This is a genomic window from Bdellovibrionota bacterium (genome assembly GCA_035292885.1).
In the GTDB taxonomy this organism is placed as follows: Bacteria; Bdellovibrionota_G; JALEGL01; order JALEGL01; family DATDPG01; genus DATDPG01.
In genome coordinates, this window is sequence record DATDPG010000061.1 from 1 (window position 1) to 15585 (window position 15585).

At 55.6% G+C, this 15585-nt stretch carries 17 protein-coding genes; 8 read left to right on the forward strand and 9 right to left on the reverse strand.

Features of this window, described 5'->3' with window-relative positions; all coding sequences use genetic code 11:
• The 5 genes from VI895_04870 to VI895_04890 all read right to left on the reverse strand — a co-directional run.
• A partial coding sequence (locus VI895_04870; protein ID HLG19135.1) for an ABC transporter ATP-binding protein occupies window positions 1–548 on the reverse strand: 548 nt, incomplete at its 3' end.
• Window positions 535–1344: an ABC transporter ATP-binding protein gene (locus VI895_04875; GenBank protein ID HLG19136.1), complete on the reverse strand. Its 810-nt coding sequence runs from the start codon at window positions 1342–1344 to the stop codon at window positions 535–537. The genes VI895_04870 and VI895_04875, both read right to left, overlap by 14 nt.
• Complete coding sequence (locus VI895_04880) at window positions 1341–2384, reverse strand: branched-chain amino acid ABC transporter permease (protein ID HLG19137.1); 1044 nt, start codon at window positions 2382–2384, stop codon at window positions 1341–1343. Before VI895_04880 ends, VI895_04875 begins: the two co-directional genes overlap by 4 nt.
• Window positions 2384–3286 carry a branched-chain amino acid ABC transporter permease gene (locus tag VI895_04885; protein HLG19138.1) on the reverse strand — a complete coding sequence of 301 codons (903 nt, stop codon included), beginning with the start codon at window positions 3284–3286 and terminating at the stop codon, window positions 2384–2386. Before VI895_04885 ends, VI895_04880 begins: the two co-directional genes overlap by 1 nt.
• Before the next feature lie 39 nt (window positions 3287–3325).
• Window positions 3326–4507: an ABC transporter substrate-binding protein gene (locus VI895_04890; GenBank protein ID HLG19139.1), complete on the reverse strand. Its 1182-nt coding sequence runs from the start codon at window positions 4505–4507 to the stop codon at window positions 3326–3328.
• Window positions 4508–4594: 87 nt separating this feature from the next.
• On the opposite strand from VI895_04890, the gene VI895_04895 reads away from it, so the two are divergent.
• On the forward strand, window positions 4595–5266 hold the full coding sequence (locus tag VI895_04895) for a VTT domain-containing protein (GenBank protein ID HLG19140.1): 672 nt from the start codon (window positions 4595–4597) through the stop codon (window positions 5264–5266).
• On the opposite strand, the gene VI895_04900 is transcribed toward VI895_04895, so the two are convergent.
• Window positions 5253–6800, reverse strand: a complete 1548-nt coding sequence (locus VI895_04900) for an amino acid permease (protein ID HLG19141.1) — start codon at window positions 6798–6800, stop codon at window positions 5253–5255. The two genes, VI895_04895 and VI895_04900, sit on opposite strands and share 14 nt — an antisense overlap.
• Window positions 6801–6834: 34 nt before the next feature.
• Here VI895_04900 and VI895_04905 point away from each other — a divergent pair, with 34 nt between their 5' ends.
• The 5 genes from VI895_04905 to VI895_04925 are packed head-to-tail and all read left to right on the forward strand — an operon-like array spanning window position 6835 to window position 9756.
• The gene (locus tag VI895_04905; protein ID HLG19142.1) at window positions 6835–8025 is read left to right on the forward strand and encodes a class I SAM-dependent rRNA methyltransferase; all 1191 of its coding nucleotides are present in this window, start codon (window positions 6835–6837) and stop codon (window positions 8023–8025) included.
• Window positions 8026–8078: 53 nt separating this feature from the next.
• Window positions 8079–8270, forward strand: a complete 192-nt coding sequence (locus VI895_04910; protein HLG19143.1) for a hypothetical protein — start codon at window positions 8079–8081, stop codon at window positions 8268–8270.
• Entirely contained in the window at window positions 8267–8731 is a 465-nt protein-coding gene (locus tag VI895_04915) for a hypothetical protein (GenBank protein HLG19144.1), read from the forward strand. Before VI895_04910 ends, VI895_04915 begins: the two co-directional genes overlap by 4 nt.
• A gap of 12 nt (window positions 8732–8743) precedes the next feature.
• A complete protein-coding gene (locus tag VI895_04920) occupies window positions 8744–9202 on the forward strand; it encodes a PaaI family thioesterase (protein ID HLG19145.1) in 459 nt (152 codons plus the stop codon).
• Complete coding sequence (locus tag VI895_04925; GenBank protein HLG19146.1) at window positions 9196–9756, forward strand: YceI family protein; 561 nt, start codon at window positions 9196–9198, stop codon at window positions 9754–9756. The genes VI895_04920 and VI895_04925 overlap by 7 nt, the downstream gene beginning before the upstream one ends.
• On the opposite strand, the gene VI895_04930 is transcribed toward VI895_04925, so the two are convergent.
• From VI895_04930 to VI895_04940, 3 genes are all read right to left on the reverse strand, one after another.
• Window positions 9722–10210, reverse strand: coding sequence for a response regulator (locus VI895_04930; GenBank protein ID HLG19147.1), 489 nt, complete (start codon window positions 10208–10210; stop codon window positions 9722–9724). The two genes, VI895_04925 and VI895_04930, sit on opposite strands and share 35 nt — an antisense overlap.
• A 206-nt stretch (window positions 10211–10416) precedes the next feature.
• Entirely contained in the window at window positions 10417–11307 is an 891-nt protein-coding gene (locus VI895_04935) for a chemotaxis protein CheB (GenBank protein HLG19148.1), read from the reverse strand.
• A 159-nt stretch (window positions 11308–11466) separates the two neighbouring features.
• Complete coding sequence (locus VI895_04940; protein HLG19149.1) at window positions 11467–12432, reverse strand: lysine exporter LysO family protein; 966 nt, start codon at window positions 12430–12432, stop codon at window positions 11467–11469.
• 201 nt (window positions 12433–12633) lie between these two features.
• On the opposite strand from VI895_04940, the gene VI895_04945 reads away from it, so the two are divergent.
• Together VI895_04945 and VI895_04950 are read left to right on the forward strand one after the other, a co-directional pair.
• Window positions 12634–14067 (forward strand): sigma-54 dependent transcriptional regulator, encoded by a 1434-nt coding sequence (locus VI895_04945; protein ID HLG19150.1) that lies wholly within the window; start codon window positions 12634–12636, stop codon window positions 14065–14067.
• A 21-nt stretch (window positions 14068–14088) separates the two neighbouring features.
• Window positions 14089–15585, forward strand: a 1497-nt coding sequence (locus tag VI895_04950) for a glycosyl hydrolase family 8 (GenBank protein ID HLG19151.1), incomplete at its 3' end; no start/stop codon positions are given.

Consider the following 15585-nt stretch of genomic DNA (forward strand, 5'->3'; position numbering starts at 1 on the left):
GGGGCGAGGCCGAGCGAGGGTTCGTCGAGAAGGAGAATCCGGGGCCGCATCATCAGCCCGCGGCCGATCGCCAGCATTTGCTGCTCGCCGCCGGAGAGCGTTCCCGCCGATTGCGACGCCCGTTCCTTAAGAATCGGAAAAAGCTCGTATACATGTTCAAGATCCTTGGCGATCCGCGGCCGGTCGTGGCGAAGGTAAGCGCCTAAACCCAAATTTTCCGCCACGGTGAGATTGCCGAAAATGCCGCGCCCTTCGGGAACATGAGCGACGCCCGATTTTACGGCCCGCTGAGGATCGCCGAAAGGGAGGAGGGTTCCGCGGATCCGTACTTCCCCCGCGCTGGGGCGGATCGTCCCGGAAATCGCGCGCAGCAACGTGCTTTTCCCGGAGCCGTTGGGGCCGATCAGCGTGACGATTTCCCCCGGCTGAATTTGAAGGGAAATACCCTGAAGCGCGTGAATCCCGCCGTAATGAACGTGGACGTCCTTCGCCTCCAGAACCGGCTGCACGGCGGGTACGGGATGGGCCTCGCGGTCATTCCGCAGCATAGCGATTCTTTTCTTCGTCTTTTCCCAAATAAGCTTCGATGACTTTGGGGTTTTTTTGAATCTCGAACGGTGTTCCCTCCGCGATGACAACGCCGTGGTCCATCACCGTGATGCGGTCGCTGATTTCCATCACGAGCTTCATGTCATGTTCGATCAAAAGAATCGTGAGGGAAAATTGGTCACGGATTCGCCGGATGGTTTTCATGAGGTCGATTTTCTCCTGGGAGTTCATTCCGGCCGCCGGCTCGTCCAGCAAAAGGAGCAAAGGTTTGGTGGCGAGGGCTCGTGCAATTTCTAACTTTCTCTGTTCTCCGTAAGGCAGGTTTCGCGCGGATTCATCCGCGCGGACCTCGAGGTCGAAAACCTTCAGCAGTTCGATCGTTCGTTGATGCACTTCTTGCTCGTCCTGCCAATAGAGACGGGTGCGGAAGATCGTCCCCCAAAGTCCGTATTCGTGCCGCAGGTGAAAGGCGATTTTCACGTTGTCGAGGACCGACAGATCTTTAAAAAGGCGGGCATTTTGGAATGTTCGGGTCAGGCCCATGGCCGCTATCTTGGACGGGCGCAATCCGCCGATGTCGGAACGGCTCAAATGGATCAAACCGGAATCCGCGCGATACACTCCGCTGACGATATTAAAGACAGTCGTCTTCCCGGCGCCGTTCGGCCCGATGAGGCTGATGATCTGGCCGGTATGAATGTCTAACCGGAAGTCGCTGACCGCCTTCAAGCCGCCGAAACTGAGGTTCACTGCTCGAAGCGAGAGAAGCGCGAAATCCTGACGGGGGGAAGTCACGCAGCTCCTCTCTTTGGCGTATTGCCGCCCAAGCCGAGTCTTACACGCAACGCCATGAGGAGTTGGGGAAGCTCCCGTTTTCCGAAGAGGCCGTTCGGACGCGTCAGCATCATGACGATTAAGAGAGCGGAATAAATAATCATACGGACATCCACCTTCGTGTACGTCTGCAGGGGGCGGAGAGCTTCGGGTAGAATCGTGAGGGCGGTCGCAGCCACGACCGATCCCGTAATGCTCCCCATTCCACCCAAGACGACCATGATGATGATTTCAAACGATTTCAAGAACGTGAACGTCGACGGATTGATGTAGGAGTAAAAGTGCGCGAAGAGGCCGCCCGCCAGTCCGGCAAAAAAGGAGCTGATCACAAAAGCGAGAACCTTGAATCGGGTCGTTTGGACGCCGACGGCTTCGGCGGCGATTTCGTCCTCCCGAATCGCCATGAAAGCTCGGCCGTGAAGGGAATGAGTCAGCCGGGAAACCACGAAGATGGTCAGGATCACCATTCCGAACACCCAGGCCGGCGTGGTGTAGTGAGGAACGGCCGTAAAACCTCGGGATCCACCGACAGCTTCGATGTTCAGAATAAAAACCCGAATGATCTCCCCGAATCCCAGCGTCACGATGGCCAAATAATCTCCGCGAAGACGAAGCGAGGGGAGGCCGACCACCCAGCCGCACGCGGCGGCCGCCAGGCCGCCGACGATCAACGACGCAAAGAAAAAGAGTTGGATGCAGAAGGTCGACAAGAAAGGGGAAAAAGAAGCCTCCAGCCACGGAAAGAAGTGGCCATTCCCGACGTAGTAGGTCAAGCACGCCGACACATAGGCGCCGACCGCCATGAAACCGGCGTGCCCCAGGGAGAATTGCCCCGCGATCCCGTTGATCAGATTCAAGCTGACCGTCAGAATCACGTTGATCCCGCAGAGCATGAGAATCATGAAGATGTATTCATCGAGACGGCCGGAGAGCCAGGTGATCAGGGGCAAGAAAAGGAGCGCTACAAGAAAAAAGCAGTTGGATTTCAGGCAGACCCGCATCACGTTTTCTCCGGGACTGACTTTCCGAATAGCCCCGCCGGCCGGGCGAGAAGAATCAGAATGAGAATACCGAAGGCAAGGGCGTCCCGATATGTGGAAGAGATGTAGCCGACGACCATTTCCTCCGAAAGTCCCATGATGAATGCCCCGACGACCGCACCGGGGAAATTTCCGATGCCTCCGAGTACCGCCGCGACGAACGCTTTGAGACCCGGCATAATTCCCATCAACGGATCGATTCGGGGGTACATCACGCCCACCAGGATTCCGGCGGCTCCCGCAAGGGCGGCCCCGGTCATGAATGTGTAAGCGATGATTCGGTCGGTCGGAATGCCGATGAGGCTGGCCGTCGTGAAATCGAACGATAGGGCTCGCATCGCCCTCCCGACCTTCGTGTGCATAATGAAATGGCGAAGGGCCATCATTAGCCCGAGAGAAACTCCGAAAATGAGGAGCTGCAGATTTGAAAGTTGAACCTGGCCGAACGAAGCGACGGGTTGCATTTCCACAAGCGTCGGAAAAAGTTTTGGATCCGGTCCAAAAATCAATTGGGCGGTGTATTCCAGGAAGAGGGAGACGCCGATGGCGGTGATCAGGGCGTTGAGTCTAGGTGCGCGACGCAACGGCCGGTAGGCAACACGTTCCATGACGAACCCAAGCGCGGCGCAGATCATCATCGTCAGAAGAAGGACGGCCGTGGAGAGCCCGAGGGAGGAATCGTTTGTAACGTGGAAGGCCCGGGCCAAGTAATACCCCGAAAACGCACCGATCATATAGACGTCGCCGTGGGCGAAGTTGATCAGACGGAGAATGCCGTAAACCATCGTGTAGCCGAGCGCGATCAGGGCGTAAATACTTCCGATGGCGAGACCGTTGAGGCAGTGTTGAAAGAGTTTTTCCACGTATCGACCCCCTTCAAGGAACGATCGTGTGGATCGTTTCTATCCGCTCGGATTAATCGTTTTCAGATAATTCCTTTTTCCGTTTTCGATTTTGATGATGACCGCGGATTTCGTCGGGTTCCGCTTCGCGTCCAGTGTGATTTTTCCCGTGGCCCCCATGTAGCCATTGGTATGGGCGATGGCGTCGCGGAGGTCGGCCCCCGAAAGGCTTCGCGCCCGTTTCATGGCTTCAGCCAGGACGCCCGCGGAATCGTAGGCCAATGCGGCGATGGTGTCCGGCACGGCTCCGTATTTTTGTTTGTATTCCGCGACGAACCCCTTGACGATCGGGTCTTCGCTGTCCGGCGAATAATGATTGGAGAAATAGGTTCCCTCCATCGATTTTCCGCCGATTTCAAAAAGTTTGTCGGAGTCCCACGCGTCTCCGCCGCCGAACGGCACGACGATCCCCAGTTCGCGGCCCTGGCGGATGATGAGGCCCACGTCGGTATAATAGCCGGGGACGAAGACGAAATCAGGCTTGGTCGCCCGAATCGCCGTCAACTGGGCTTTAAAATCGATGTCACCGGAACTATACGCCTCCTCGGCGACGATCTGGCCTCCTGAACCGACATATTTTTCCTTAAAGAACTGCGCGAGGCCGACGCTGTAGTCGCTTTTCAAATCCCGCAAAACGGCCGCCTTTTTCGAATGAAGCGTGTCGGATACGAACGTTGCTACGACGGAACCCTGGAACGGATCGATGAAACAGACGCGGAAGATATAGTCTCCAATTTCCGTCACTTTCGGATTGGTCGACGTGTGGCTGATCATCGGCACTTTGTGTGTTTGCGCGATGGGCGCCATCGCCAAAGATCGCGAACTCGCGATTTCGCCCAACACGGCGACCACTTTGTCCTGTGTAATCAGACGAGTCATGACCGCGGCCGCCTCTTCCGGTTTCCCCTGGTCGTCGTAAAAAACCATTCGAAGTTTGCGACCCGCCACGCCGCCGGCCCCGTTGATTTTCTCGAAAGCCATTTCAATGCCGTTCTTGGCCGAGACTCCGTATGTCGCCTCCGCTCCTGTCGTGGGACCGAGCGCTCCGACGACGATATCTCCCGTTGTCGATACCGCATTCGATCCGGATAGGGCCGAATCGTCTTTCTTTTTGCAGGAAGAAACGGTTGCAAGGAGAACAATAACGGATGCCGAGATCAGAAAATTCCGTGTAACCCGCATGAGCATGTTCGTCTATCGCTTCGGCCTAAGGCCGTCAACGGAATTTCGCTCTCGTGTACCGGTAAACTCGTATATCCTATAGGCAATTTGATCGACCTCATTGTTTCGGCCGTCACGAGCGCCGTCTCATTTGTCTTTCAGCTCTTGGATCCGAACCAACTCGAAGCGCTTCTGCTTTCGTGGGGCTGGCTCGGCTACCCGATCCTTTTTGGGATCGTTTTTGCGGAAACCGGCCTATTGGCCGGCTTTTTCTTTCCCGGAGACTCGCTTTTGTTCATCGCCGGTTTCGTGTCGAGCCGTGGAATCTTGAATATTCTTTGGTTAAACGTTTTGCTCATGGTGGCGGCCATCGTCGGAGACGGCGTTGGGTATTACTTGGGGAGAAAGAGCGGACCGAGAATTTTCCGGAGGGAAGAGTCGGTTTTCTTTAAAAAATCCCACCTGATCCGGACGCAGGAGTTTTATCACCGCCACGGCGGAAAGACGGTCGTTTTGGCGAGATTTATGCCCATCATCCGGACGTTCGCACCGTTTGTCGCCGGCATGGCGACGATGAGTTATCCCCGGTTTCTTTCCTATAACGTCTTCGGGGGTGTCGGCTGGGTCCTGTTGATGACGCTCTCCGGATTTTGGCTCGGGAACATCCCCGTCGTTCGGCGGAATTTCGAGCTTGTTGTAGTTTTAATCGTCGCGATCTCGTTTTTGCCTGTGCTCTGGCATGGATTGAGGCGCGGCAAAGCGCACGCTAAGGGGTCGTAGAATTCCCAGGAGCGAGCTTCTTCCAAAGAAAATATACAGGGATCCCCGTCAGAACGATCGCGAGGCCCGGCCACGTGGTCTGGGTCTTATAGACAGCCAAGACCATCACGATGACCGCGGCCATCGTGATATAAAGCAGAGGGATCCACGGATATCCGAACGCCCGGTAAGGTCGTTCGGCGTCGGGTTGCTTCCGTCTCAAAATGAAAAGACCGACGATCGTCATGATGTAAAAAATCAAAACCGAAAACACGACGTAGTCGAGAAGATTGCTGTAGAGATTGCCGTACTTTTCCATTCCCGATGTCGGATCGATGAGCGAGGCGCCGGTCGCGTCGCGCAGCCGAATTCGCGGAAGAATGAGGATCGATGCCCAGATCCCTTGAAGCCAAAGCCCCACTGCCGGGACATGTTTACGATTTAAGTTACCTGTGGGTTGGAAGAAGAGACGGTCCTTCGCCATGGCGTAATAAATACGTGCTCCCGCCAGGATGAGGCCGTTGTTGCAGCCGAATGTGGAGACCACGATGGCGACGGCCATAATCCAGGCTCCGGCGTCTCCGAAAATCGCATTCAGCGCCGCCGTCGCCACCCGATCGTCGGCAGCTTGCTGCATTTGGGCGATGGGTAACGTAGCGAGATACGCCAAGTTGGCCAGGAGATAGAGCAAGATGACGAGACCGGTTCCCGCCGCCAGCGAGAGGGGGACATTTCGGCGGGGATCTCGCACTTCGCCCGCCGTAAACGTTATGTTGTTCCACGCGTCGGCCGAGAAGAGCGAGCCGACCTGGGCGACGCAAAATGCGACGAGTAAACCGAATAACCCCGCCGAAGCCGAAATCGCCGGGATCGATTCAAAATCCGGAACAATGCTGGAGACGCCGCGCGGCAGCCACGGTTGCGTGAAATTGTCGGCGATCGCGCCGGCGTTTCGCCCGACGAATACGCCCAGGAGAATAAGAACGATAAGAGACAGCGTTTTCGCGGAAGTGAAAATATTTTGAATCCATTTCCCGACGGCGAGGCCCCGTGTGTTGATCTGCGTCAGGGCTAAGATCATGAGGATTCCGATCAGCTGTTGCGTGGAAAGGCTTACGGCATAGTTTCGAGAGAGATTGATGGGGGAGAGAATCCACGAAGTGGGCGAGATGGAGGGTACCAGAAGGCCGAGAAATCGTGCGAAAGCGACGGCCACGGCGGCGATGGTTCCGGTTTGAATGACGAGGAACATCGTCCAGCCGTACAGAAATCCCCAGAGCGGAGAATAGGACTCGCGTAAATAAACATATTGACCGCCCGCTTTCGGCATCATCGAAGCGAGTTCGCCGTACGAGAGGGCCGCGGCGAGTGTCAGGAAGCCTGTGACGGCCCAAACCAAGAGGAGCCAATAAGCGGATCCGAGTTGGCGGGAGATATCCGCCGAAACAATGAATATTCCGGATCCGATCATCGACCCGGCGACGATCATCGTCGAGTCCCAAAGCCCGAGGCCTCGGACGAACCCGGTCTTAGGATCTTCGGTTGCGCTTGACAAAAAAGGTATCCTAGCGAAAGGAGCCTTTCGGTCAATGCCCTCCATCGCGAAAGTCGTCCTTCATCCCCGAAAAGCCGGAGCCGCCATCGGCGGTCATCCGTGGGTATATGCGAATACGATTCAAGACGTGGATGGGCGGCCGAACGATGGCGATGAAGTCGCCGTGCACGCGCATGAAGGGGACCGTTTTATCGGGTACGGTCTCTTCAATTCTAAGAGCGACATTCGCATTCGCCTCTATTCATGGACGAAGGACGCGACGCTGACGAACGATCTCTTTCGACGCCGCATCGAAGATGCTGTGTACTATCGGGGCAAGCTGCTCGGTCTTTCGGACGCGAAAAGTGCCGTCCGGCTTGTGTTCAGCGAAGCGGACATGCTTTCGGGCCTGACGGTGGATCGGTACGGATCCGTGCTGGTCGTGCAAATGACGAGTCTCGCGCTCTCCAAGCGGCTCGACCTTTTGGTGAAAGCTCTGACCGAAATCTGTCGTCCGACAGGGATCTGTCTTCGGTCCGTATCGGAAATTTCGAAAAAGGAAGGTTTGGATTTGCCGGACCAGGTTTTGGCGGGGGAGATCCCGGATGAGCCGATTGTGATCCGCGATCGCGACCTTTTATTTGAAGTTTCTCTTCGTCAAGGCCAGAAAACCGGTTTCTATCTGGACCAGAGGGAGAATCGTTATGTAGTGGCGGATCTGGCGAAGGGGAGGGAAGTCCTCGACCTTTATTGTTACACCGGCGGATTCGCCCTCTGGTGCGCGCACAAGTTGGCGGCGTCGGTGACGGCGGTTGATTCCTCCGGTCCCGCGATTCTGCAGGCCAAATGGAACGCTGAACGAAACCAAATTTCCTCGGTTGAATTCATCGAGGCCGACGCCGTGGATTTCTTGAAGAGCCGGGCCGCATCGTCTTACTCCATGGTAATTTTGGATCCGCCGCGTCTCGCGTTTTCTCAAAGCACGAAGGAGCGGGCGCTGAGGATGTACCACCGGATCAATATCGAAGCGCTTCGGGTTCTCAAATCGGGCGGAATTCTCGTCAGCTGCAGTTGCTCCGGTCGCGTGACGCCCAGCGAATGGATTTCACTTTTGGCCGGAGCCGCCCGGCGATCGGGCCGCTTTCTTCAAGTGATTGAGGAGCGCGGCGCGGCTCGGGACCATCCTGTTTCGCCGCATTGTCCCGAGACACACTATTTAAAGTGTGTAATAGCGCGAATTTATTGAGATATGGAGAAGGTCGTCGGAGTAGACAAGTAGTAACATAAAAGGTACTATTTATGGGAAAGGTTCGAAGAGGTAATTATGTATTTATCAGCTGGATCGGAGATCATGGCCATCACGTTCATGTTTATAAGGACGGAAGGCAGGTTCTCAAGTTTGATCTGGACGAGCAAAAACCCATTTCGGGCACACCGACACGAAGACTATTAAAGTTGATTTTCGATCTCCAAGGAGAAGGAAAATTGTGAAGATTAAGGCGGTTCGACACAATAATCGGAAAAGAAGCTTTGAGATCTTTCTTGGAAAACGAAAGATGGAAATGCCTTATTCGCGACTCGATCTCCGGCCCTCTCCATCGGACGCACTCTTGTCTGTGATTCCCGATCCAGAACTGGGCAGCGAGGCCTTCACGTACACACTCGCATCGGGTCGCCAAGGGACGGTCCATGTCGACCAAGTCTTGGAGTATAACCGGGATCCGGAGTACCTCCGACAGATGCTCCTCTATAAATTGACTATCGCCGCCCAACGGGCCCTAAAACGAACGAAAGTGTCGAAACGAGAAATCATCCGCCGTATGCGGACTTCACCTACGCAGTTTTATCGGCTCTTGGACACCACGAACACGTCCAAAAGTATAGACGAGATGGTGCGATTATTGGCTGCATTGGATCAGACCGTGGATTTGGTGTCCGGCCAGGCCGCGTAAAAAGGAGACACAGTGACGAATCTTCAGGAACAGTACGCCCCCCAAAGCATTTGTTTCGGCTGCGGACCCGCGAACAAAAAGGGGCTTCAAATCAAAAGCCGCGTGGAAGGGGAGGAGGTTTTGGCTACCTGGACGGCGGAAAAACACCACGAGGCGTTCGACGGAATGCTGAGCGGCGGGATCACGGGAACGCTTCTCGATTGCCACAGCAATTGGACGGCGGCTTACTCTTTGATGAAGCAGTCCGGGGCGTCGAAAGTTCCGACGACCGTGACGGCCGATTATCACGTCAAGATGCTGCGACCGGTTCCGACAAGCGGACCGGTGACGTTGCGAGCCAAAGCGGTGGAAATGAAAGAAGACCGCGCCGTCGTCGAAGCATCGCTCGAAGCGGGCGGCAAAATTTGCGCAACGTGCCGCGGGACATTTGTGGCCGTGAAACCGGGACATCCGGCGTACGGAAGATGGTAAAGACCGCGCTGACCCTTCTTGTGCTTCTACCCTCCGCCGCGTGGGCGGAAATGTGGACCGTTCGGCTCGATCCCGCGGCGACGTCGATTCAATTCATTTTAGGCGCGACGATGCACAAGGTGAACGGGACGTTTAAACTTAAGGAAGGCGAGATCCGCTTCGATTCCAAAACGGGAAAGGCCGAAGGCAAAATAGCGGTGGATGCCGCAAGCGGAGATACGAAGAACAAAGGAAGAGACAAGAAAATGCACAAGGAGGTCCTCGAGTCCGCGAGCTATCCGGATTTTGTCTTTGTTCCCGAACGAATCGATCGGCCTTTTTCACCGCCCGAAAAAGCTGAATTCAACCTTCAAGGGACCCTCAGTGTTCATGGGGGAACGCACGCGGTGACGCTTCCGGTGAGCGTAGAGTTTAAGGACGGAAAACTGCACGCAAGAACGAGTTTTGATATTCCTTACGTGGAATGGGGGATGAAGGACCCCGGCGTCTTCATCCTCCGCGTGGATAAAAAGGTCTCCGTCACCGTCGAGGCATCGGCGGATTTGAGGAATTAGATTCAGTGTTATTTCGTCTCGCGTCCCTAGAATAATCTGAAAGCAAGTCGGAGATCGCCTCCGTAAGTTTCGTCACATCAACGGGTTTAGGTACATGGGCTTGGTATCCCTCTGAAAGAGCGAGTTGGACGTCCGTTTCGGCGGCGTACGCCGTCAGCGCCAGAGACGGCGTGTCCCCGCCACGATCCTTCGGCAGGCTTCTCACATCGCGCATGAGCGAGCAGCCGTCCTCCCCCGGCATTCCGATATCGCTCACAAGGACATCCGGTCTGTATCTCGAAAGCGATTGAAGGGCTTCGCGCGCCGATGCCGCAGTTATGACTTCGATCCCATAGGTCTTGAGGCATTCCGCGAGCGCAACCCTTCCGTCTTCTTCGTCGTCCACAACCAGTACACGCAAACCCTTCAGGCTCTTAGCGCCGCGCAGTTTCACTTCAACTTGATTCGCTGACATCAAGGTAGAGACGTTCGCCGGCCTCGGTCGTTTTGAATCTGTCGTAAGGGGGAGCGTAATCGCGAATGTCCACCCTTTTCCTTTACCGTCACTTTCCGCCCGCGCGTTTCCCCCATGCGCCCGCACAATATTTTGTACGATGGCGAGGCCGAAACCTAACCCTCCGAATGTTCGAGTGGTCGTACCATCGGCTTGCGTCTCGACCCCTATCCCTGAGCCGGATACTTGAATCTCAACTTGGTCGCCGGTCGTATGGATTCGAGCGCCTTTTGAACAACGGTGCGCAGTTCCACGTCGACTTTTTCCAACGAAAGCTTACCCGACATGATCCGCGACACGTCGAGCAGATCGTCGATCAATTTTTCCTGCGCTTTGGCGGACTGCTCGATCATTTCGGCCGCTCTTTTTACTTGTTCCGGATTCGCCATTCCCCGACGGATCATTTGCGCCCAGAGCAGAATCGAGTTGAGCGGCGTACGCAATTCGTGCGAAAGAGTCTCAAAAAAGAGATCCCTCGTTTGGAGGCGGCTCGACATACGCGCTAATTCATGCGCGATATCCCGCGGAGGAGCCACGATGTCGATCACTCCCGACGAGACGGCGCTCTGAGGCATGCCGGCGGATGCGGCGGACTTCGGTTCCTGCGCGATGGCGATCCCCCCGGTCCCCTTGATCGCCCGTATTCCGCTCGTGCCGTCGGAACCTGTTCCCGAAAGGATGATGCCGATGGCCCTTTCCTTCTGATCATCGGCGAGGGATTTAAAAAAAATATCGATCGCGTCGGGAGGTTCTGGATGCAACTTCGGCCGGACCGACGATTTCAAGACTCCGGACGAAAGGGTGACCACGGTGTTGGGTTGAATGACATACACATGGCGGGGCTCGACGCGCAGGTTGTTCTTAATGGCGGAGACGGGCATCTTTGTGGCCCGAGCCAGGATTTCTGCCGTTGCCCTGGCGTGCGTGGGATCGAAGTGCTGGATCACCACGAATGCCATATGCGTCCCTTTGGGAATCGCCGAGATTAACTCTTGCAAAGCTTCCAGGCCGCCCGCCGAAGCTCCGATTCCGACGATAGGAAAGTCTTCTTTTTTCAACGCGAGACCCTCTGAAGCGTTATTAGGCGTACGTTGCTCCGAAACACTTTATTTGGCAATCATAGGTTCTCTCAAGTCTTTCGCGCAACGTGCGTTCGCGGTGGGGTGTCTGGGGTATTCGCCGTGGCCTTCCTTCGCACACGTAAAGGGGGAACAGCTTTAAGAGAATATCAATGTAATCAAGATCGGCACCATCAGCGACAAGACGACACCATTCACAACGGCGAGAAAGGCGTATTGCCTCCCCGAGCAAAGGGAGATGACGCCCAAAGCGGAATTCATGCTTGAAGCGCCCGCTGTGGCAATAGGCCCCAGAGGTCCGAATACGCGGGCGATGCCCGGAGACAGTGCAATGCTCATCGTCTCTCGAAGGAGATTTACAAGAAGCGTGACCAAGGCGAGAGTCGGACCCGCATACATCCCCACAAGCACGGAAGAAAGAGTGTAATAGCCGAAGCCCGAACACGCGGCGATCGCTTCGCGGACATCCATTCCGGGCAGAAACAAAACCACAAACAAAGCGCCTGCAATCGTGCCGATGACGTTGGAGAGGGGCAATAGAAGAATGAAAGGTCCGGCTTTCCGAAAGTTTATCCAGACCGCTCGGTCCGCTCCAATCGCTGCGCCGCTGAAAAACACCACGAGAAAAATCGCGTAGCCGATCAGACCTTGGACCCACGATCTCGGTATGAGGACTAAACCGCTCCACGCGACACCGGCGCCCAACAGCAGAGCGCCTCCAATCGGCAACATCGAAACAAGCAATTCTCGACCCAAACCCGCTCGAGAAAAAGAAAGCCGGGCGCCCTCGGTAGCAAAAAGAGGAGTGTCGCGCAATCGGAATAATCTTCGAAACAGGAAATGCTGCACGAAGACCGCCATGAACGCACTCCCAACCATCGCGGCTGCCGCGAGGAAGAAGGCTTTAAGGGCAAGTAGTCCGAGTTCCCATGTAAACGGTTGCCTTGTCCCAAATGAAAATCCCACGGTGAAGACGAGTAATGCGACCGACGGCAGCAGGCTCTTTTCTGCCCCGCGGACAAAATGCCCGCCTCCTTTGCCGCATCGTGTCCCGAACGTCCCCGCTCCAAGACCCAACAGAAGTCCTACAAGTAATACACTCATTTTTTGTCTTCGATCATCCCCCGAACGGATGTTCCTTTACATGGGGCGTGCCATCCGATGCCGATTCGGAAACCCGCCACCCACAATGAAACTTAATGTCTACGGTCATAGAAACCGGGGCAAATATCCCCGCACATTTGCGCGAAATGCCCCAATCTTCCCTTGTGTCAGATATGGAAAGGAGTAAAGAACAAGCCAGCCATGAATTTCACGGTCCCGAAGGAAATCAGATTCCAAGACGAAGGGAAGGTGGACGATAGACGTTCACCCAATCGGGGCGAAGTATTTGTGATCGACGATGATCGCAACACGCTATCCGCATTGGAAGCGGCCTATGTTTCACAACAATACGACGTTCGCGCATTTTCGGATGCGATCAGCGCTCTTGCGGAGTTGGGTGAAAGAAAGAGGGCGGGCGCTCCGGAATGCGATTTGATCGTCTGCGATTTGGTGCTTCCGCAAATGGATGGGATCGAGTTGGTCCGCCGTTTGAAACAGAATGGCGTGGAGGTCCCCGTCATCGTCATCACCGGCCACGGGAGCAGGGAAATCGGGGTCCGGGCGATGCAGGCTGGAGTGTTCGACTACGTCGTGAAGCCAGTCAACCTTCTGGAACTGGAAGTGCTCTCCGACCGCGCCATCCGTCTGGACCGCATGCGTCGCGGTTACCAGTACCTGCGTCAGCATTTCGAACGACCGTGGAAAACGGGCGAGATGATCGGCAAAAGCCATCTCATGCAACAGGTTTTTCTCCTGGTTGAACAGGTCTCCTTCACCTCCTCCAACGTGTTGATCACGGGCGAAAGCGGAACAGGCAAGGAATTACTGGCCCGAATGATCCACTCGAAAAGCTCCCGCGGGAATCAACCGTTCGTAGCCGTCAACTGTTCCGCCATTCCGGAAACGCTTCTGGAATCCGAGCTGTTCGGGCACGTTAAAGGCGCCTTCACCGGAGCTTCGCAAGAACGGATCGGACTCTTTCAAGAGGCGAACGGAGGAACTCTTTTCCTTGATGAAATTGGCGACATGCCGCTCATTATTCAGGGAAAAGTGCTCCGGGCTGTCCAAGACAGGAAGATCCGGTCGCTGGGTGAAAACCGCCTACGAAGCGTCGACGTGCGATTGATCGCGGCCACACACAGAGACTTGCGAAAGGAAGTTCAGGAAGGAAGGTTCCGGGAAGATCTGTACTATCGGATTTGCGTGATTCCAATCGAGATCCCCCCCCTTCGCGAACGGAGTGAAGACATCCCCCTGCTGGCCGAACACTTTCTCGCTCATTACGTGGCGATCAATCAAAGGAACATTAAAGGATTCACAAAGGAAGCGATGGCGAAGCTCCTTCGGCTCGGTTGGGAGGGGAATGTTCGCGAACTTCAGAACGCCATCGAAAGGGCCGTTGTCTTGTGCCGAACCACGCTCATCGACGAATCGGATCTTCAAACGGCGCAATCCCGGGATGCGGGAACCAGGATCTCCACGCTTTTTTCGGACATGGTCACCCTGCCTCAACTCGAAAGGGAATACGTGAAATACGTACTTCATCAGACGAGTAACCGGAAAGAACAGGCGGCCAAGATCCTCGGAATCGACCGAAAAACACTCTATCGAAAAGTAAGGGAATACAGCGCCTAACAAGCTGAGGGAGCAAGAGGTATGTGGCCGGCCGTGCGCAAATTCTTTTCCACACGGTTCTTGATTCTCTTCCTCCCGGCGATTCTCATCGTCGGCGGCGCGCTCCTCCCGCTTCTTTTCGGTAAAGGATCGTCGAAAAAGGCGAATGAGCGTTATCTCCGGCAGGCGGACGACCTCTCCGCCCTCTGGAGTTTCTACAAACACACGTTTATTCGCGACGGGCGGGTCGTGAGCCTCGACGAAGGGGGGAACACCACGTCCGAAGGCCAGGGGTACGCTCTGCTCCGCGCCGTCTGGTCGAACGATCGCGAGACGTTCGACTCCGTCTGGGCTTGGACGAGACGAAATCTTCAAGTCCGCGGGGATCGGCTCTTTGCCTGGAAATGGAACGGAACGGTCGTCGATTCAAACGCCGCAACCGACGCGGACACCGATATCGCCCTAGCGCTGATTCTCGCGGAGCGGAAGTTTGGAGAATCCTTTTATCGGGAGGAGGCGCTCTCGATCCTCGACGATATTTGGAAGAAAGAGGTTCTTCGCGTCGGGAAAAACTACGTCGTCACGGCGGGGAACTGGGCTGTCCACGAGCGATTTCCGACGATCCACGTGGCGTACCTCGCTCCCTATGCCTACGAAGAATTCGCCGGCGTCGATTCGCGCCATCCTTGGAAGCACGTGGTGGCCGGCTCCTACGAAATTCTCCACTGGCTTTACGGCGAGAAAAAAGTCTCCCTTCCTCCCGAGGTCATTTACATCGATCGGAACTCCGGAGGATTTCTCCTCCGCCATCCGCAAACGGGAAAGGAACCGGCATTCAGTTACGACGCTTTCCCTCTTTTCTGGCGAATGGCGCTCGACAAGGAGTGGTCCCACCGGAGGGAAGGGGATCTCCGCGCCCGGATGATCTCCTTTTTCGAGCGGGAATGGAAAGCGGAGAGAAAATTTTACGACCGGTATACGATCGACGGGCGGCCGCTCTCCGATCTGGAAGCTCTTCCGCTCTATGCGACCGTTCACGCTTTGGCGGGGGAAGAGGGGAGCTTCCTGGCTGACGACATTCGCGCGCAAAAACTCGATCCGCTCTGGCAAGGGGCCTTGGAAGGCCAGAGCACACCGTACTATTTGCACAATTGGCTCTGGTTCTCCCGCGCCCTCGAACTCGAAGCGGTCCGCGATTTCGACGAGTTCTTGGGATTTCTCCGTCCGTTTGATTTCGTTAATTTTTCCTCGCACTTCCCATGGATTCTTTCTCTCGCCGCGCTCGTTTTGTATTCTCTGGCCCGTTTCCACCGATATTTTCGGATCGCCTTCTTCGCTTGCGGTGTTCTTCTCTGTATCCGTTACCTCCTCTGGCGGGCGCTTTATTCTCTGAACTTCGTCGAACCTCTCGGCCCGTTGATCAGCCTCACTCTTTGGTCGGCCGAGATCTACTGTTTTTCGACCGTTCTTCTGCTCGCCATCCAAGTCGGGTTCAACCGTTTCCGCCGAATGCCGAAGTCTTCCGCGGGATACGATCCC